We start from the raw sequence: 18,630 nt of genomic DNA on the forward strand, positions 1-18,630 counted from the left end.
GTGACGACCCGAGCATCGGAGCGAGCAACTACGAGTGCAGCCTGGACGGGGCGGCCTTCGTCGGGTGCGGCACGCCGCACACGCCGACGCTGACCGTCGTCGAGGGCGAGCGCAAGCAGCACACGCTGCTGGTGAGGGCGAAGGACGCGGCGGGCAACGTGGACGAGAGCCCGGCCAGCTACACCTGGTTCATCGACAACGAGAATCCGCCGGTCTCCATCACCGCGCTGGACCTGAGGGACCCGAGCAACGCCACCAGCGCGGGCTTCGACCTGGACTCCGCGGCACCGGACTTCTTGCGCTTCGAGTGCCGGCTGGACTGGCGGCCGGCGGGAGGTGGCGCGACCACCACTGGAAGCTGGGGCAACTGCTCGGCCACGCATGTCGAGCCCTCACTTCAGGGCGACCGGCGGTACACGCTGTCGGCACGCACGGTGGACCAGGCGGGGAATGAGTCGAGTCCCGTCGCCAGCTACTCGTGGACGGTGGACACGGTAAGGCCGGACACGTCGCTTCCCCTCAAGCCTCCGCCGGAGACGCAGACGAACGACCCCTTCAACTTCAGCAGTGACGACCCGAGCATCGGAGCGAGCAACTACGAGTGCAGCCTGGACGGGGCGGCCTTCGTCGGGTGCGGCACGCCGCACACGCCGACGCTGACCGTCGTCGAGGGCGAGCGCAAGCAGCACACGCTGCTGGTGAGGGCGAAGGACGCGGCGGGCAACGTGGACGAGAGCCCGGCCAGCTACACCTGGTTCATCGACAACGAGAACCCGGACGCCGCCATCAGCCGGACGTCGCCTGTTCCTCCCCGCAATCCCGACAACTCGGACACGGCGGTGTTCGGCCTGACCACCACCGCGACCGACCTGGCGCGCTTCGAGTGCCGCCTGAACCTCCTGCCGGGAGACAACGACTGGCATCCCTGCCTGGCGTCCCACTCCATCACCAGCCTGGTGGACGGAACGACGTACACGCTGTCGGTGCGCGCGGTGGACCTGGCGGGGAACGTGGGCCCGAGCTCTGACAGCTACACCTGGACGGTGGACACCGAGCTGCCGGAAACCACGCTGCATTCCACGTGCGTTCCGGATGAGCTGACGAGTCTGCTCGACGCGCGATTCAGCTACACCGCGACCGAGGCGCATTTCTCGCACTTCGAGTGCAGCCTCGACGGTGAGGACTTCCAGCGGTGCGACCTCGATATCGAGGGTGACGCCCCCACCCCCGAGCCCCCCCAGCCTCCCTGTGCAAGTCCAACGAGGTACTACAAGCGACGCGTCGCGGATGGGCCTCACAAGATGCTCGTCCGGGCCGTGGACACCGCCGGCAACGTGGACCCCACGCCGGCGACCCATGCCTGGCGCGTCGAGTCCAAGGCCGTGACGACCCAGATCAACAGCCGTCCCGACGCGCTCACCAACGACCCCACCGCGGACTTCGCCTTCACCTCGAACCGGGGCAACGTGACCTTCCGGTGCAAGCTTGACGACCAGCCGGAGAAGGACTGCGGAACCATGGTTCCCCCGACGCGGGTCGTCACGCATACGTTCCCCGATGTGGCGGGCGGTTCGTCCGAACTTGATGACGGCTTGCACACGCTCAACGTGTACGCGGTGGATACCGACCCGGTGGACGACGAGCGTGACCCCAACGGGGCCTTCTATTCGTGGGTGGTGGATACCGAGGAGCCCAAGGTGTCCCCCCCCGTGACCGAGCCCGCGCAGGAATTCGTCAACACGACGACGCTGACCATCCGGGGCACGTCCCAGGAGCAGGGCCTTGTCAGGGTCTACCTTGGAGACCTCGTCGTCGACCAGGTCAACACCACGCCCCTGCTCACGTGGGAGGTGCGCAACGTGCTGGTGGAGGAGCGGACATACATCCTCCGGACCACGCTGACGGACGTGGCGACCAACCCGGGCCTGCTGGAGAACGCGGTGCCGCGGACCATCACTGTCGATGTCACCTCGCCCGATACCCGCATCACGGCCTCGCCCCCGGCGCGCGGGCGTGAGCGGAGCGTCTCCTTCACGTTCGAGGAGCAGTCGGAGCTGCACCCCGACGGCTTCGAGTGCCGTATCGGCGTGGATGGGCTCTTCGATCGCTGCACGAGCCCGTATTCGTTCACCGCTCCCCAGGACGGCTCGTACCAGTTCCAGGTTCGCGCGGTCGACAAGGCCGGGAATGCCGACCCGACACCTGCCAAGCATCTCTGGTCGGTCGACGCCACACGCCCCGGTACGAGAATCCTCACGAAGCCCGAGTTGTTCGACCGCTCGGAGAATTCGCGGTTCACGTTCGCTACGGAGGACGAGGCGGAGGAGGTGCACTTCGAGTGCAAGCTCGGCGAGTCCGACTTCTTCCCCTGCGACAGTTCCTTCGTGCCTCCGCCGCTCGATGAACTGACCTACACCCTGCAGGTGCGAGCCATTGACGCGGTGGGGAACCAGGATGAAAGCCCCGAGACCTACACCTGGACGGTGGATGACACCGCGCCCTTGCTGCCCACGGTGGACTTCCCGGTGGAGAGCAGCCCGGTGGAGACCCGGACCCCGCAGTTCCGCGGCACCGCCGAGGGCGGCGCCAGCGAAGTGGTCATCTTCGTGGATGGGACCGAGCGGGGCCGGGTGAGCGTGGACGCGGCAGGACAGTGGCGCTTCACGCTGCCCGAGGAGATTCCCAACGGGGAGCACTCGATCAGCGTCTATGCCGTGGACAAGGCCCGGAACGAGAGCGACCGCACCGCGCTGCGGCTCTTCCGCGTCATCCCTTCGACGGAAATCGACTCGCGCGGTGGCGGTCTGAGTTGTGCCCTGGGCGGCGGTGGTGGCTCACCGCTGGCCACGGCGGGGCTCATCGGGCTCGCCCTACTGGCGGCCCACCGTCGACGGCGGCACTAGCGGCAGGGGCGGCATCCCCCCTGGAGGCAGGGGGAAGGGATGCCGCCTTCCAGCCGTTGAGGGATTGCGTGCTTGCGTCGCCGGGGAAGTTCGGCTACTTGTCGCCCGCTGTTGATGGCCGTCTGCGGGATTAGCTCAGCTGGATAGAGCGTTGGCCTCCGGAGCCAAAGGCCACAGGTTCGAATCCTGTATCCCGCGCAGAGAAGGGCCCGGAACCAAGGGGATGCTCTCCTGCGGTTCCGGGCCCTTGTCTTTTCAGGGCGTGACGCCGCACCCACCACGGGCCGGAAGCACCGAGCGCGGGGGCAGGCGCACCTCCACCTCTTTGCCGCCGGTCTGTTGATGAGTCCCCGGTCTGCGAGTGCACTCCCGACCGCAAGTCCCGGCGTGCTCTTGTGGTTCACGGACTCGTCCGATATGCGACTTCCCCCTTCTCCGAGAGAGCCCTCTTCGGAGACGAGGCGCGAGGTGAATCGATGAGCCGTGTTCGGTCGAAGGTATGGAGCCTGGTGCTCGTGTTGGGGCTGCTGGCTTGCGGTGATGACGCGCCGGAAGGGCCCGTCCTCAAGGTCCCTGGCGCGCCGCGGAGCGTGAGCGCCGTCCCGGGCGACGGGCAGGCCACGGTGAGCTGGTCGGCGCCGCTGGAGGATGGCGGGAGCGCCATCCTGCGGTACTCCGTCCAGGCGCTGCGCGACGGAGCGGTCGCGAAGACACAGGAGGGCTCGGCGACGTCCCTCACCGTCACGGGGCTGACCAACGGCGCGTCCTATACGTTCGTCGTGACGGCGGGCAATGCCCAGGGTGCTGGGCCTGCCTCCGCGGCCTCCGCGCCCGTGGTGCCCCGAGTCACTCCGGGCGCGCCGCGCGACGTCACCGCGACGCCCGGAAACCAGCAGGTCACCGTGTCCTGGAGCGAGCCGACGGACACAGGCATGCCCATCGTCGGGTACACCGTCACGGTCCGCCAGGGAGAAACGGTCGTGACGACGCAGCAGGCTTCCGGGCTGAGCGCCACCATCTCCGGCCTGACCAACGGGACGAGCTACCTCGTCAGCGTGTCGGCGAGCAACTCCGTGCTCGCGGGGCCCGAGTCCTCGCCCGTGGCGGTCATGCCAGTGACCACTCCCGGGGCCCCAGACGGGTCGCTCGTCGTGTACGTCGACCGGGTGGCCTTCTCCTGGACGGTACCGGCTGACGGGGGCAGCCCCATCACCGGTTACACCGTGACGCTCAAGCAAGGTGCGCAGGTGGTGCGGACCGAGGAGACCTCCGAGACGACGTTCACCTTCTCGGGGCTGACCTACGGCACGGAATACACCTTCATCGTCGCCGCCAACAGCGCGGTGGGGCGGGGACCGGAGTCCGAGCCCGAGGTCGTGATGCCCTGCGGCTATTCGAGCCCGCCCATGGGTTTGAGGTCCGAGCCGGGCAACGGGCAGGTCCAGCTCTTCTGGCGTGCGCCCGCGGATACGGGGGGCTGCCCCGTCAGCCGGTACCGCATCGGCACCCTCCTGCCCGGAGGCGAGTACGTGACCTGGACCACGACCGAGCTGAGCTACACGGTGACGGGGCTGCAGAACGGGACCTCGTACAAGTTCTCCGTGTACGCCCAGACCACCTGGTTGGAAAATGAAGCGGCCTCGGTGAACCAGACGCCCCGGACGGTACCCGCCGCTCCCAGCAACCTCGCGGCGGCGCCCGCCAATGGGTCGGTGCGGTTGACGTGGACGCCGCCCAACGACGGGGGCGCGGCCCTCAACGGCTACGTGCTGACGGTGACGCCGGGCGACCAGCCGCCCATCGACGTCGATGGGACGGCGAACGAGGTCCTCGTCAGCGATCTGACCAACGGGACGAGCTACACCTTCACCCTCATCGCGAGGAACGTCGCTGGGACGGGCCCTTCAGCGACGGTGCAGGCCACGCCGGCGACCCCCTGACGCGGCGGGGCCCCTGGCCCGGTGCGGTGACAGAGGCGCAGGGGAGGGGCTCGCCGGGGCGAGCGCGGGCCACTCCTCACGCCTCCGCTTGCGGCGGCTGCGGCAGGTGGAAGCGCACGGTGCGCACGCGGCGGGGCGAGGACTCCAGCACCTCCACCACCAGGCCGCCCTCGGCCTTCAGCCGCGTCCCCGGCTCCGGAATGGCGCCGCCCGCGAGCGAGATGCACAGCCCCGCCACCGTCGAGTAGTCCTGGTCCTCGTCCAGCTCCAGGCCCAGCGCGCGGTTGACGTCGCGCAGCGCCGCCGAGGCCTGTACCAGCGCCGTCGTCGGGCCCTCGCGCGTCACCAGCTCCTCCGGTGTCTCCGACTCGCTGAGGATGTCCCCGACGAGCTCCTCCACGAGGTCCTCCACCGTCACCAGGCCCGCCACGCCGCCGCGCTCGTCCACCACCACCGCGAGCTGCATGCGCCGCTTCTGCAGTTCCTTCAGTGCGTCCATGGCGCGCATGGACTCCACGAGGAAGAAGGGCGGCCGCATCACGTCCTCCAGGACGATGAGGTTGCCCTCCCACGCCACGCCGAGCAGGTCCTTGGCGATGACGTAGCCGACGATGTTGTCCACCGTGTCCTCGTACACCGGCATGCGCGAGTGGCCGTGCTCCAGCAGCACCTGGCGGATTTCCTCCGCGCTCGAGTGCCGCCGCAGCGCGACGATGCGCTCGCGCGGCACCATCAGCTCGCCCAGCGTCAGGTCGCCCATCTCGAAGGCCCGCGAGGCAATCTCCCCCGCGTGCGGGTCCAACGTGCCCTGCTTCGCGGCCTCCACCACCAGTTGCTGCAGCTCCTCCGCCGACAGCCGTCCTTCCGTGAAGTTCGTCCGGTCTCCGAAGAGGCGCAGCACCACGTTGGAGCTGGCGGTGAGGAACCACACCACCGGCCGCATCAGCCACGACAGTCCATGCAGGGGCCGGCCGATGAGCAGCGCGTAGCGCTCGCCCGCGCGCAGGGCGAGCGACTTGGGCACCAGCTCGCCCAGCACCAGCGACAGGTACGAGACGAAGGCCACCACCACCGCCAGGGCCACGTCGTCCGCCTGCTGCTCCGGCAGTCCCAGCCGCACCAGCACGCCGCCCAGCCGGGTGGCCATGCTGGCGCCGCCGAAGGCCGCCGCGGTGGCGCCGATGACGGTGATGCCGATCTGCACCGTGGCGAGGAAGCGCTCCGGGTCTCCCCGGAGCTTCTCCACCGCCTTCGCCGAGCCGCTGCCCTCGTCCATCAGCTCCCGCAGCCGCGTGCGCCGCATGGAGAGCACCGCCAGCTCGGCTCCGGCGAAGATGCCATTGCCCAGGACCAGCAGCAGGATGATGACGAGCTCGGTGACGATGACGGCCCTCCTCTCAGGGGCCCTCTACCCTAACCGTCGCAGGCTGGCCGCTCACTCTCCAAGTGACTGCAAGAGGAGCGACAGTTGATCCCGGCTCGCGCCCTTGGGCAGGTAGTAGTGCGGACCGGACAGCAGCGCGTTGCCTACGTCCTGTGCAGCCGCCGAGGTGAGGAACACGATGCGCGGATGGGGACCTCGCGGCAGCCGCTCCACGACTTCCAGTCCGCTCAGGCCGGGCATGTTGAGGTCCAGCAGCATGACGCCATAGCGGTCACCCCGCTTCAGCGTGTCCAGCGCCTCCTGTCCATCCGCGGCCTCGAAAGTCTCATAGCCAAGGTCCTCCAGGCTGAGCCGGAGAAACTCCCTCCAGTCCGCGTCGTCATCGACGACCAGGACCTTGCGTGCGCCATCATCCGTTGCAAGTCGCGCCAATCATCCTCCCCCGACAGGAGATGAACTCCGCTGAAGGCGTCCATCATTCACACCAGGCGCTGAAATGGCGCCTGCCGGGAGAGCGGGCGAGCGGGCGCTAGAACAGGGCGATGCCGAGCTGTCCGACGAGGTACTGCAGCGCGGGGCGCACGTTGTGGCTCGCGGTGCGGGGGCGCTCCGACAGCATGGCCCGGCACCACGCCGGCTCGCCGAGCAGCCGGCCGGCCTGGTGCTGGAACACGCGGAAGCGCCCCAGGTCCGCGGAGCTGCCCGCGTTGTAGATGCGCAGCGGTCGCGCCGCTTCGGACGCCAGCACCCGTTCGCCGGGAACGTGCCGGTGGCCGTGCAGCACCAGGTCACACCGCCCCTGCAGCCGCGACACCCACTCCGCGCCCACGGGCAGCTCCGCCGCGTGGGGCCAGCCCAGCATCGTGGCCAGCCGCTCCGGGAAGCTCTCCTCGGGTAGCGGCAGGATGTGGTGGTGCACCAGCACCGCCGTCAGCGTCCTGCGCGGCGCCGCGGCCAGGGCGGTGTCCACCGCGTCCAGCTCGGCGCGGGACAGCTCTCCGTGGCTCGCGAAGTAGTTGCGGTTGTGCGGACCGGTGGAGTCCACGCAGACGAGGTACAGCCCCGGCTGCTCCACCACGCGCACCTTGTGGCCCTCCATCCACTGACTTCCCGCGTCGTCGCCGGGGCGGTCATGGTTGCCGGGGATGAAGGTGAGCCTGCCGGCGTCCAGCAGCGGTGCGAAGAGCTCGCGGAAGCGCTGGTACTCCGCGCTCATGCCCTGGTGCGTCAGGTCTCCCGTCACCACCACGTGGTCCACGGCGCTGGCCTGGAGCGCTCCCATCAGCGCGCGGCCCGCCGCGTCGCTCTCGGGGGTCAGGTCCAGGTGGAGATCGGACAGATGTGCCAGCGTTCGGACAGGCATGCCCTTGAGATAGGCATTCCTTGCGGCGGCATCAGGGCCTTCTGGTGAATGGGCAGCAAGTGATTGGCGACAGTCGTGCGTCAGCTCACGACTTCGCCTGCCAGCAACTCCTCACGCGCGTGAAGCGTGTGCTCGGGAACAGAGGCGGGGGCGCGCACCGGCACCAGCCGGGTGCCCGGCCCCACGCGCAGCTTCGTGCCGCGCCAGTCCACCGTGCGAAAGAAGACGCCGTGCCACCAGGCCGCGAAGAGCAGCGCGTCCTTGAGGAGCACGCCCGGCACCGCGTCCCAGGGCAGTGCTTCCGCGCGCAGCGCGCGGCACGTGGCCAGGTCCACCGCCACCTTGCCCAGCACCACCGCCATGGCCACCATGCCCGCCGTGGGGGAGGGTGAGAGCAGTGCGCCCAACACGGCCAGCGGCGCCGGATTGAGCAGCGACTGGGCCAGGTACGTGGTCGGGGACACCGCCGTGCGGTGGATGACGCTCCAGCGCAGGTAGCGCTGGAAGAAGGCCTTCACGCTCTTGCGCAGCGACACGTTGAACACCGGTGTGCGCGCCACCACCACGCGCTTGCCCAGCTTGCGCGTCACCCACTGGCCGATGACGTAGTCCTCCGCGAGCACGTCCTTCACGGAGAAGAAGCCGCCCAGCGCGTCCACGTCCTCGCGCCGCAGCGCCATGGACTTGCCCACGACGATGTCCTGGTCCGCGAGGCGCTTGGCCGCAATCATCCCCGCCGCCGCGCTGGAGGCCAGGTAGAGGTTGTCCAGCAGCGAGCCGAAGCTCTTCTCTCCCAGCCCCGCCACCGGGTGCGTCACGCAGCCCACCCTCGGGTCCGCGAAGGCCGCGGCCAGTTCCTCCAGGTAGCCCGGCGCCACGCGCGTATTGCTGTCGCTGATGACCAGCACGTCGTGCCGCGCCCGGTCCGCCAGGGTGATGAGCTGGTTCACCTTCGGATTCAGCCCCGGCTCGCCCTCCTGCAGCTCCAGGCGCATGACACCCGGCCACCGCGCCACCGCCGCCCTCGCCACCGCGAAGGCAGCGTCCCGCGTGTCCTTCACGCCCAACACCACCTCGTAGTCCCCCGCGTAGTCGAGCCGGGCGAACTGCTCCAGGTTCGCCTCCAGGTCGTCGTCCACGCCGCACAGCGGCTTGAGGATGGAGATGCCGGGCCGGGGCGCGCCCGCGGGGAGGACGCGGGGCGCGTCGCGCCGGTGCCGGAGCACGAAGAGGTACTGGATGAAGAGGGCGGTGAGACCGAAGCAGGCGGCGAGCAGCAGGAGGCCGGAGGCGAGCAGCATTCGCGGGCAGTCCCCGAAGTCGGCGCGCAGGCATTGCGCGACCTGGGTGGCACGCTAGAGGGGGCTCGCGTCAGGCCCGCGAAGCACTCGCGGCGCCGGGGGCAATTCGGTGTGACGCCCCGGTGAAGCCGTCTGGCTAGTCGGTGAGGTTGCGGCTGCGCGGGTGGCGGATGTCCTTGCCGCGCACCATGTAGACCACCATCTCCGCCACGTTCATCGCGTGGTCGCCGATGCGCTCCAGGTGCTTGGCGATGAACATCAACGCGGTGGCCCGGCGGATGTTCTTCGAGTCCTCCATCATGTACGCGAGGAGCTCGTTGAAGATTTTCAGGAAGAGGGCGTCGAGCAGGTCATCGCCCTGGAGCACCTCCTCCGCCTTCGTCACGTCGCCGGAGACGAAGGCGTCCAGGGCCCGCTTCACCTGCTGCTGGGCCAGCTCCGCCAGCCGAGGCGTGTCCACGTAGGGCGCGAGCGGGGGGACCTGGTTCAGGTCCATGGAGCGCTCGGCGATGTTGACGGCCAGGTCGCCGATGCGCTCGAGGTCCGTGACAATCTTCAGCGCGGTGGTGATGAGGCGCAAGTCACTGGCGGCCGGCTGGCGCAGGGCGAGGATGCGACGGCACAGCTCGTCGATCTCCACCTCCAGGCGGTTGACGTCCTTGTCCGCCGCGACGACCTTCTCCGCGAGCGCGCTGTCGCGCTCGGTGAGGGCCTTCATGCTCTGCGCGATGAGGTTCTCCACTTTGGCCCCCATCGCGAGGAGCTTCTCCCGCAGGTCCCTCAGGTCCTGCTCGAAGGCCTTGTCCGTATGGGTCGCCGCCATCTCCCGTGTCCCTTCTTCCGCTCGTCCACTCACCCGAACTTGCCGGTGACGTAGTCCTCGGTGCGCTTCTCGCGAGGGTTGGTGAAGATCTGCTCCGTGGCCCCGCATTCCACCAGCTCGCCCATGTAGAAGAAAGCCGTCCGGTCCGATACGCGCGCGGCTTGCTGCATGTTGTGGGTGACGATGGCGATGGTGTACTGCGCCTTCAGCTCGTGGATGAGCTCTTCGATTTTCGCGGTGGCGATGGGGTCCAGCGCGCTGGCGGGCTCGTCCATCAGCAGCACCTCGGGCTCCACGGCCATGGCGCGGGCGATGCACAGGCGCTGCTGCTGGCCGCCGGACAGGCCGAGGGCGCTCTCGTTGAGGCGGTCCTTCACCTCGTCCCAGAGGGCCCCGCCGCGCAGGGACTTCTCCACCCGGGCCGCCAGCTCTGCCTTGTCCTTCATGCCCCCCACGCGCAGGCCGTAGGCGACGTTCTCGAAGATGCTCTTGGGGAAGGGGTTGGACTTCTGGAACACCATGCCCACGCGGCGGCGCAGGTCCACCACGTCCACGCTGCGGTCGTTGATGTCCGTGTCGTCCAGGAGGATGTGGCCGGTATGGTTGGTGCCCGGAATCAAGTCATTCATCCGGTTGAGCGAGCGCAGGAAGGTGGACTTGCCGCAGCCGGAGGGGCCGATGAGCGCCGTCACCCGATGCTCGAGGATGGCCAGGGAGACCTTGTTGATGGCCGTCTTGGTTCCGTAGCGGAGCGTCAGCTCCCGCGACTCCATCTTCGCGCGCGGGGTATGGGGCTGGAGGGACATGGAAGGCGTACCGTCTCTCAGTGGGCGCCGGCGGCCTTGCGGCGCGTGCGCGTCCGGATGATGACCGCGACGAGGTTGAGGGCGAAGGTGAGCAGGAGCAGCACCAGCACCGTCGCGTACAGCAGCGGGCGGGTGGCCTCCACGTCCGGTGACTGCGTGGCCAGCACGTACGTGTGGTAGCCCAGGTGCATGAACTGTGAGTTGAGGTGGCTGGGCAAATCCGGGAGGAAGTAGGCCGCGCCCGTGAAGAGGATGGGCGCCACCTCGCCCGCGCCGCGGGAGATGGCCAGCACCGCGCCGGTGAGGATGCCCGGCAGCGCGCCCGGCAGCACCACCCGCACCAGCGTCTGGGACTGGGTGGCCCCCAGCGCGAGGCTCGCGGTGCGGTGGTCCAGGGGCACCGCGCGCAGGGCCTCCTCGGTGGAGACGATGACCACCGGCAGCGTCAGCACTGCCAGGGTGAGCGATGCCCAGAGGATGCCGGGCTGTGCCCAGTGCATCTCCTCGTAGCCCAGCACGCGGTCCATGCCGCGGCCGACGAAGAGGATGAAGAAGCCCAGGCCGAAGAGGCCGAAGACGATGGAGGGCACGCCTGCCAGGTTCACGACGGCTACGCGCACCCAGGCCGCGAGGCGCGAGCCCGGCGAGGCGTACTCGTGGAGGTAGACGGCCGTGAGCACGCCCACCGGCATCACCGCCAGCGTCATCAGCAGGGTGAGCGCCGCGGTGCCGACGATGGCGGGGAAGATGCCGCCGCCCATCATGCCGTCGCTCGGCGGCTGGGAGAGGAACGTCCAGGTGACGTGGCTGGCGCCGTTGGCAATCACATCCAGGAGGATGAGCGCCAGCATGCCCACCATGAGGAAGGCGGCCAGTCCGGTGAGCGTCGTGAGGAACAACCCCACCGCGCGGCGTGTGGTGTACGTCACGAGGCACTCCCCGTCAGGCGCTTGATGACCTTCTTCGTCCAGGCGGACGCCAGCATGTTGAGGACGAAGGTGAAGAGGAAGAGCTGCACGCCGATGAAGAAGAGGATGGAGTAGTGGGGGCTGCCCACCACCACCTCGCCCATCTCCGCGGCGATGGTGGCCGACAGCGAGCGCACCGAGTCGCCCAGGCTGGCGGAGACGATGGCTGCGTTACCGGAGGCCATGAGGATGATCATCGTCTCGCCGATGGCGCGCCCGAAGCCCAGCACGCACGCGGCCAGGATTCCGGGGGCCGCCGCGGGGAGCACCACCTTCCACGCCGTCTCCCACGGGGTGGCGCCCAGCGCCAGGGACGCCTCGCGGTAGCTGCGCGGCACCGCGGTGAGCGAGTCCTCGGCCACGGTGAAGATGACGGGGACGATGGCCAGCGCCAGGCCGATGCCGGCCACCAGCGCGTTGAGCCGGGTGTGCAGGCCGAAGGTGTCCTGCAGCACCGTGGCCATCACCATCAGCGCGAAGAAGCCCAGCACCACGGAGGGAATTCCCGCCAGCAATTCGATGACGGGCTTGAGCAGCTCGCGCAGGCGGCGGGGGGCGAACTCGGCGGCGTAGAGGGCGCCGAAGACGCCCACGGGCACGGCCACCAGCATGGAGACGACCGTGGTCTTCAGCGTCCCGATGAACAGCGGAATCATGCTGACCTTGGGGACATTGGAGACCGGCTGCCAGACGAAGGCCGGCGGCTTCCCCTGCCGCACCACCTGCGGCAGGAACATCTTGGAGAGGCTGGCCTCGTGGCGGGCCTCGGGCTCCAGGAAGAGCGCGAGCGCCTCCTTGGCCACGAAGACGATGATGAGCACGAGGGCGGCGATGCCGGTGAAGGCCACCAGCGTGACGATGCCCGCGATGACCTTCTCCCGGAGCTGCCGGCGCCGCGCGGCCGCGGACAGCCGCGGCACTGCCAAGGTTTCCGTGAGGCCCTGCTCCATGACCACCTGTCTATCCATGTGCGTCAGGGCCTCGCGTGACAATCGTGTGACGGCGGACCTACTTCACGGGGAAGTAGCCGACCTTGGTGACGATGGCCTGCCCCTCGGGCGAGAGGGCGAAGTCGATGAAGGCCTTGACCTCACCGGAGGGCTTGTTGCGCAGGTAGAAGTAGAGGTCGCGCGACAGCGGGTACTTGCCGTTCTTGATGTTCTCCGCGGTCGGGGCGATCTCCTCGTTGCCCTTCTTGACCTTCAGCTCCTTGATGCCCTTGGCGTACGCGGCGCCGCCGTAGCCGATGCCGTTCTTCTCCTTGGCGACGGCGTTCACCACCGCGGCGGTGCCGGGCAGCGTCTGGGCGGTGGAGGTGTAGTCCTCGCCGTTGAGGACGTTGTCCTTCACGAACACATAGGTCCCGGAGGAGTTCTCACGGGAGTAGACGACGATGGGCGCGTCCGGGCCGCCCACGTCCTTCCAGTTGGTGATGTCTCCCAGGTAGATGTCGCGCAGCTGCTCCATGGTGAGTGAGTTCACCGGGTTGGAGCCGTTGACGTAGAAGGTGACGCCGTCCTTGGCCACCGCGATTTCCACGCCAGTGGTGTTGTAGCGGGTGCGCAGCTTCTCACCCTCGGCGTCCTTCATCTCGCGGCTGGACATGGCGATGTCCGTGGTGCCGTTCTGCAGGGCCGCCAGGCCCGTGCCGGAGCCGCCGCCCGTCACCTGCACCTTGGTGGCGGGGGTCTTCTTCATGTAGTCCTCGGCCCAGCGCTGGCCGAGGATGACCATGGTGTCCGAGCCCTTGACGGTGATGTTGCCCGCCTGCGCGGCCATGGGCAGTGCCAGCAGGAACACCGCGACGAGTGACTTGAGAAAGGTCTTCATTGGGGTCTCTCCGGGTTGCGGTTGGTGAGAGCGGGCCTAGTAGCGGGCCTGGAGCTGGAGGGTGAGCAGGTTGTCGTGCGGGTCCTCGGCCGTGCCCGGCGCGGCCGTCATCGGCAGCTCGTAGGCGAGGGTGGCCTTGAGGTTCTCCGAGAAGTAGTGGAGCAGGGCGACGTCGAGCGTGCCGATCGAGTTGTTGGGGCCGGGCTTGCCCTCCGGGGTGGCGAGGTTGGCGCGGCCACTCTCGGGGTCGAAGTAGTCGTAGCGGACGGCGACGGCGTCCGACAGGCCCACGTTCTGCACCAGCAGTCCGTACCAGCCGCTGGCCGGCACGCCGAGCTGCTCCACCTTCGTGCTGCCGGAGCTCTTCGAGTACGTCGTGCCGTTGATGTACTCGCCCTTGATGGCGGTGGCGCCGAAGGGCAGCACGTCCAGGTACATCTGCGCGTCCAGCGCGACGCGGTTGCGGTCATACGCGACGCGGTAGGTATCCGTGGGCTTGCGGCCCAGGGAGTGGCCGTACCAGCCGGAGATGCCGCCGGACAGCCACTTCAGGTCGAAGCCGGCGCGACCGATGATGTCCTTCTCCTTGTCGTTGTCGAGGCCGACGGAGTTCTGGTTGAAGAGGCCGTTGCCGTCGAAGACGCCGACGTTGACGTTGAGCATGTTCTTGTAGAACTTGCCGAAGAGCTTCGCGCCGCGGTCGCGCTCGTCGGGGAGGAAGGCGCGCACCACGCGGCTGCGCTCGGGCACCTCGCGGTCGCTGGAGGACTGCACGGCTTCGTAGCCGAAGGGCCACTTCATCTGGCCCAGGGTGAAGCCCATGGCCTGCTTCGTGCCGGGGAAGTAGAGCGTGGCCTCGGCATCGCGGAGCGTCACGCCGGCTTCGGACCCGGCGTCAAGCTGCAGCATGACCTGCGCCCAGTCCGTGGTGTACGTGGTCTTGAGCCGGCCCCGGCGCACGGTGAAGCGGCTGAAGCCGCCCGCGCCGGTGTCGTCCAGGGGCTCCTGGTACTGGTAGCGGCCCTGGACGTAGCCGGAGATCTTCAGCTTCTTGAGCGCGGACAGGTCGTTCTTCGTCTCGACGTTCTGCTCCTCCAGGGAGGAGACCTTGCCCTCCGTGGTGGTCATCCGCTCGTCGATGGGCGGCTCCGCGGGGGCCTCGGTGGCCGCGGGCGTCTCGGTGGCGGGGGGCGTCGCGTCAGCAGTGCCGGGCTGTGGCTCCGTCGTCTGGGCCAGTGCCGCGCTGGAGGTCACGGTGAGCAATGCAACGAGAAGATTGCGCATGATGTTGGGGGGCTCCGGTGTGTTACGGCGCGTGGCGATCTATGGGGGCCGTGTGGCCTTTTCGCGTCCCGCCTGTCACAAATGGGTGAACGTGCATCACGAACGTGTGACGGGCGTCAGGAAGCAGCTGGGTCGATGATGCGGTAGCCAACACCCCGCACCGTCTCCAGCAGCGCGCGCGCCGGGCCGAGCTTGTCGCGCAGGCGCATGACGTGCGTGTCGATGGTGCGGGTCTCCAGGGAGGAGGACAGGCCCCAGACCTCCTCGAGGAGCTGGTCTCGCGTCTGGACGCGGCCCGGCCGCGTCATCAGGTATTCCAGGAGGCGGAACTCGAGCGCGGTGAGCTGCACCTCGCGGCCCTCCACGTAGAAGCGGTGGGCGCCCACGTCCAGCTTGAGGGCGCCGATGAGCCGGGGCGCGACGCCGTCCGTGGGCGGGCCGCCGCGGCGGAGGATGGCCTTGAGGCGCAGCACCAGCTCGCGCACGCTGAAGGGTTTGACGACGTAGTCATCCGCGCCCGCCTCGAAGCCGCGGATGCGGTCCGCCTCCTCGCCCTTGGCGGTGAGCATGACGATGAGGACGTCGCGCGTCAGGGTGGAGGCCCGAAGCTGCCGGCAGACGTCCATGCCGGACATGTCCGGCAGCATCAGGTCCAGCAACACGAGGTCTGGTTTCTGCTCACGGGCGGCGGCCTGGGCGACCTCTCCGGTGTGGGCCACGCGCGTGGTGAAGCCGGCGCCGCGCAGGTTGAAGTCGATCAGCTCCGCGAGGTCTTGCTCGTCGTCGACGATGAGGACATGGGACATGACGCACGCAATGTGCGCGTCCCGGTTTGCCGCCGGGTGACGCGTCTGCAACAACTGCGTGAGGTCCCGGCGAAGACAGATGGGATGAAGCCTCCAGCTCCGGTGTAGATCTCCCTCACGCACCCATGGACCCCCAGCTCCCGTCCCCGCCACCGGTACCTTCGCTCACCCCCACGCCCGGCGAGCTGGCGCACGCGCAGCGGCGGGGCGGCCGCTCCGCGCTGGTCGGCCTGGGCCTCGTGGGGCTCGTCGCGCTGACGAGCCCCGTCATCGGCTACGTCGAGGACGTGCGCCGCGCGCGCGAGGAGCTGCTCACCCGCCTGTCGAGCACGGCCCGGGTGCAGGCGGACGCGCTGAGCGTCCACCTGGGGGTGCTGGAGGCGGAGCTGGCCCGTGTCTCGGGGCACCCCGCGCTCCTCCCGGAGGACGGCACCTCACCGGCGGAAGAGGCGCTGCTCGACAGTGCCTTCTACCACTCGTCGCTCTTCTCGGAGGGCGTGGCCCTGCTCGGGCCCGACGGCAATCGGCTGTGGAGCGACCCTCCCGGCATGTCGCTGGGGGACTCGCCGGTGACGCAGCGGCCCTGGTTCCGGCGGATGGTGGAGCGGCACGCGCCGGAGATTGATTTGCTCGAGCGCGAGGGCGGTCCGCTCGTCGTGGCCGTCCCCATGATGGGCAAGGGCCGGGTGCGCGGGGTGCTCGTCGGCGAGGTGCGGGCCGGGGCGCTGCCCACGCGGACGACCGCGGGGACGACACAGCTGCTGATGGACGAGCGCGGGCGGTTCCTGTTGCCGTCGCCCCGAGGCTCGAACCCGCCGGAGGCGTCCGAGCGGCTGCGGGCGCTCGCGGAGGTGCCCGGGCCGCTGAACCTCTCTGGCAACCCGCTGGTGGGCGCGGCGGCGTGGGTGGGCCGGAGCGGCCTGTTGCTGGTGGTGCTGGAGGAGGAGACCGCCACGGCGGACCTGCGCGCGCGGCTGCTGCGGCAGCTGGCCCTGCACGTCGCGCTGCTCGTCAGCACGCTGGTGCTGCTCATCCTCCTCTTGCGCCGCTCCTACCGCTCCCTGCTGGTGGCCGAGGAGCGGCTGCGGCGGCAGGAGACGATGGCGGCCCTGGGCACGGCCGCGGCGCTCATCGCGCACGAGGTGAAGAACGCCCTCAATGGCATCCAGGCCGCGCTCTCCGTGCTGCGGCACACCGCCGCGGGCAGCGAGCTGCCCGTCCGGGCGCTGCGCTCGCAGGTGGAGCGCCTGGGGCACCTGGCGCGCTCGCTGCTGTCCTTCGGCTCGCCGCGGGCCGCGATGCGCCGCAGCTGCGAGCTGCGGCTGCTGGCGGAGGACGCGCTGCAGGCGGTGAGCATGCTGCCCGAGTCCGAAGTGGTGGAGCTGCGCAAGTCGCTGGAGGAGGGGCTGATGGTGCAGGGGGACGCGGCGCTGCTGGTGAGCGCCATCGACAACCTGGTGCGCAACGCGGTGGAGGCGGGCGCGGTGGCCCGGGACACGGGGCTGCGGACCGAGCCGTGGGTGTCCGTGAGCCTGACGCGGGAAGGCGACGAGGGCGTGCTGGTGGTGGAGGACAACGCGGGAGGCGTGGACCCCGGGCTCGAGCCACGGCTGTGGGAGCCGTTCGCCACGGGCCGTGCGAAGGGAATCGGCCTGGGGTTGCCCATGGCCCGCTCCTCCGTCGAAGCTCATGGGGGAAGCCTGACCTATCTCCGCCGTCCGCAGGGCAGCCGCTTCACGCTTCGGCTGCCCCTGGAGCGCACGCCATGAGCACCCATCTGCTGCTGGTGGACGACGACCGGACCTTCGCCGCGCTGGCCGCATCGGTGCTCCGGCAGGAGGGCTTCCGGGTGACGACGGCGCACTCGCTCCACGACGCGCGCGCGGCGCTCTCTCGCGAGGCGCCGGACGTGGTGGTGCTGGACAGGCGCCTGCCCGACGGAGACGGCATCGACTTCGTCCCCGAGCTGCGCACCCAGTTCCCGGACACCGCCGTGCTGCTGGTGACGGCGCACGGGGACATCGCCAACGCGGTGGAGGCCATCAAGGCGGGCGCGCGCGACTACCTGTCCAAGCCGGTGGAGCTGGATGACCTGGTGCTGCGCGCGCGCCGGGCCGCCGCGGACCTGCAGCTGCACGAGCGGCTGCGGCAGGCGGAGAGCGAGCTGGGCGGCCGGCACCGGCTCCTGCGTCCCCGCTCCCCGGCGATGATGGCCTCGCTGCAGATGCTGGAGCGCATCGCGACGGCGCCGCGCAGCGCGGTGCTGCTGTTGGGCGAGACGGGCGTGGGCAAGGAGGTGATTGCCCGTCACCTGCACGCCCTGCGAGGAGGGCAGGGGCCCTTCGTCCACGTCAACTGCGCGGCGCTGCCCGCGACGATGGTGGAGAGTGAGCTGTTCGGCCACGAGCGCGGCGCCTTCACCGACGCGCGCGCGGCCCGGCGCGGCCTGGTGGAGGTGGCCAATGGCGGCGTGCTCTTCCTCGACGAGATCGGCGAGCTGCCGCTCGGCCTCCAGGCGAAGCTGCTGACCTTCCTGGACCAGGGGGCCTTCCGCCGCCTGGGTGGCACCGTGGAGCTGCAGAGCACCGCGCGCGTGGTGGCCGCCACCAACCGGGACCTCACGCGCGAGGTGGCCGAGGGCCGCTTTCGCGAGGACCTCTACTTCCGCCTGAGCGTCTTCCGGGTGGAGCTGCCGCCCCTGCGCGAGCGGCGCGAGGACGTGCTGCCGCTGGCGGAGTCGCTGGTGGCGGAGCTGTGCGCCGAGCTGGGGCGCAGGCCCGTGGGCTTCTCGCCCGCGGCCGTCAAGCGGCTGGAGCGCTACCCCTTCCCGGGCAACGTGCGCGAGCTGCGCAACGTGCTGGAGCGCGCGCTGGTGCTGGAGACGGGGCCCGCCCTGGAGCTGCAGGCGCTGGAGCCGCGCGGTGACGCCACGCCGTCACCGACGGACCCTGACGCCTTCGTGGTGCCGGGCCCGCCCCGAGCGATGGAGGAGGTGGAGCGCCTCTACGTCCGCCACGTCCTCGGCCGGCTCGAGGGCCGGAGGATGGAGGCCGCCCGGGCGCTCGGGCTGTCGTACCCCACCTTCCTCCGCCGGCTGGGCGAGGACTGACGCCCGACGCCGAGCGGGCATTCAAGATTCTTTCAGCCCCCGGACGGCCACTTCAAAAAGCTTTCATCCCCCTCCGCACCCCGCCAACGCCGCTCCCTCTGACGCGAGGGGTC

Annotated in this window: 15 protein-coding genes and 1 tRNA gene; 5 read left to right on the plus strand and 11 right to left on the minus strand. The window is 69.7% G+C overall.

Annotated elements, in window-relative coordinates:
• The 3 genes from G4D86_RS44945 to G4D86_RS44955 form a co-directional block, all read left to right on the plus strand.
• On the plus strand, positions 1-2,903 hold a 2,903-nt coding region (locus G4D86_RS44945), incomplete at its 5' end, for an Ig-like domain-containing protein (RefSeq protein ID WP_205520356.1).
• A 124-nt stretch (positions 2,904-3,027) separates the two neighbouring features.
• A tRNA-Arg gene (locus G4D86_RS44950) sits at positions 3,028-3,101 on the plus strand.
• A 278-nt stretch (positions 3,102-3,379) separates the two neighbouring features.
• A complete protein-coding gene (locus G4D86_RS44955; protein WP_164001286.1) occupies positions 3,380-4,843 on the plus strand; it encodes a fibronectin type III domain-containing protein in 1,464 nt (487 codons plus the stop codon).
• Positions 4,844-4,919: 76 nt separating this feature from the next.
• Here the strand turns inward: G4D86_RS44955 and G4D86_RS44960 are convergent, their stop codons facing one another.
• The 11 genes from G4D86_RS44960 to G4D86_RS45010 all read right to left on the minus strand — a co-directional run bounded on the left by G4D86_RS44960 (position 4,920) and on the right by G4D86_RS45010 (position 15,408).
• Positions 4,920-6,200 (minus strand): hemolysin family protein, encoded by a 1,281-nt coding sequence (locus G4D86_RS44960; RefSeq protein WP_164001473.1) that lies wholly within the window; start codon positions 6,198-6,200, stop codon positions 4,920-4,922.
• 78 nt (positions 6,201-6,278) lie between these two features.
• Positions 6,279-6,659 (minus strand): response regulator, encoded by a 381-nt coding sequence (locus G4D86_RS44965; protein ID WP_164001288.1) that lies wholly within the window; start codon positions 6,657-6,659, stop codon positions 6,279-6,281.
• Between the two features lie 97 nt (positions 6,660-6,756).
• Positions 6,757-7,590, minus strand: coding sequence for a metallophosphoesterase family protein (locus G4D86_RS44970; RefSeq protein ID WP_164001290.1), 834 nt, complete (start codon positions 7,588-7,590; stop codon positions 6,757-6,759).
• Between the two features lie 80 nt (positions 7,591-7,670).
• A complete protein-coding gene (locus G4D86_RS44975; RefSeq protein ID WP_164001292.1) occupies positions 7,671-8,891 on the minus strand; it encodes a ceramide glucosyltransferase in 1,221 nt (406 codons plus the stop codon).
• Between the two features lie 136 nt (positions 8,892-9,027).
• Positions 9,028-9,714: a phosphate signaling complex protein PhoU gene (gene phoU, locus G4D86_RS44980; protein WP_164001294.1), complete on the minus strand. Its 687-nt coding sequence runs from the start codon at positions 9,712-9,714 to the stop codon at positions 9,028-9,030.
• Positions 9,715-9,743: 29 nt separating this feature from the next.
• A complete protein-coding gene (gene pstB / locus G4D86_RS44985; protein WP_240360842.1) occupies positions 9,744-10,487 on the minus strand; it encodes a phosphate ABC transporter ATP-binding protein PstB in 744 nt (247 codons plus the stop codon).
• A 50-nt stretch (positions 10,488-10,537) separates the two neighbouring features.
• Positions 10,538-11,449, minus strand: coding sequence for a phosphate ABC transporter permease PstA (gene pstA / locus G4D86_RS44990; RefSeq protein WP_164001298.1), 912 nt, complete (start codon positions 11,447-11,449; stop codon positions 10,538-10,540).
• Positions 11,446-12,456 carry a phosphate ABC transporter permease subunit PstC gene (gene pstC, locus G4D86_RS44995; protein WP_164001301.1) on the minus strand — a complete coding sequence of 337 codons (1,011 nt, stop codon included), beginning with the start codon at positions 12,454-12,456 and terminating at the stop codon, positions 11,446-11,448. The genes pstA and pstC overlap by 4 nt, the downstream gene beginning before the upstream one ends.
• A 40-nt stretch (positions 12,457-12,496) precedes the next feature.
• Complete coding sequence (locus G4D86_RS45000; RefSeq protein ID WP_164001303.1) at positions 12,497-13,318, minus strand: phosphate ABC transporter substrate-binding protein; 822 nt, start codon at positions 13,316-13,318, stop codon at positions 12,497-12,499.
• Between the two features lie 36 nt (positions 13,319-13,354).
• A complete protein-coding gene (locus G4D86_RS45005; protein WP_164001305.1) occupies positions 13,355-14,602 on the minus strand; it encodes a porin in 1,248 nt (415 codons plus the stop codon).
• 116 nt (positions 14,603-14,718) lie between these two features.
• Positions 14,719-15,408: a response regulator gene (locus G4D86_RS45010; protein ID WP_164001307.1), complete on the minus strand. Its 690-nt coding sequence runs from the start codon at positions 15,406-15,408 to the stop codon at positions 14,719-14,721.
• A gap of 125 nt (positions 15,409-15,533) precedes the next feature.
• Here G4D86_RS45010 and G4D86_RS45015 point away from each other — a divergent pair, with 125 nt between their 5' ends.
• Together G4D86_RS45015 and G4D86_RS45020 are read left to right on the plus strand one after the other, a co-directional pair.
• Positions 15,534-17,177, plus strand: a complete 1,644-nt coding sequence (locus G4D86_RS45015) for a sensor histidine kinase (RefSeq protein ID WP_164001309.1) — start codon at positions 15,534-15,536, stop codon at positions 17,175-17,177.
• A complete protein-coding gene (locus G4D86_RS45020; RefSeq protein WP_164001311.1) occupies positions 17,174-18,517 on the plus strand; it encodes a sigma-54-dependent transcriptional regulator in 1,344 nt (447 codons plus the stop codon). Before G4D86_RS45015 ends, G4D86_RS45020 begins: the two co-directional genes overlap by 4 nt.
• The last annotated feature ends 113 nt before the right edge of the window (positions 18,518-18,630 follow it).

It is taken from the genome of Pyxidicoccus caerfyrddinensis (assembly GCF_010894405.1).
Classification (GTDB): Bacteria; Myxococcota; Myxococcia; order Myxococcales; family Myxococcaceae; genus Myxococcus; species Myxococcus caerfyrddinensis.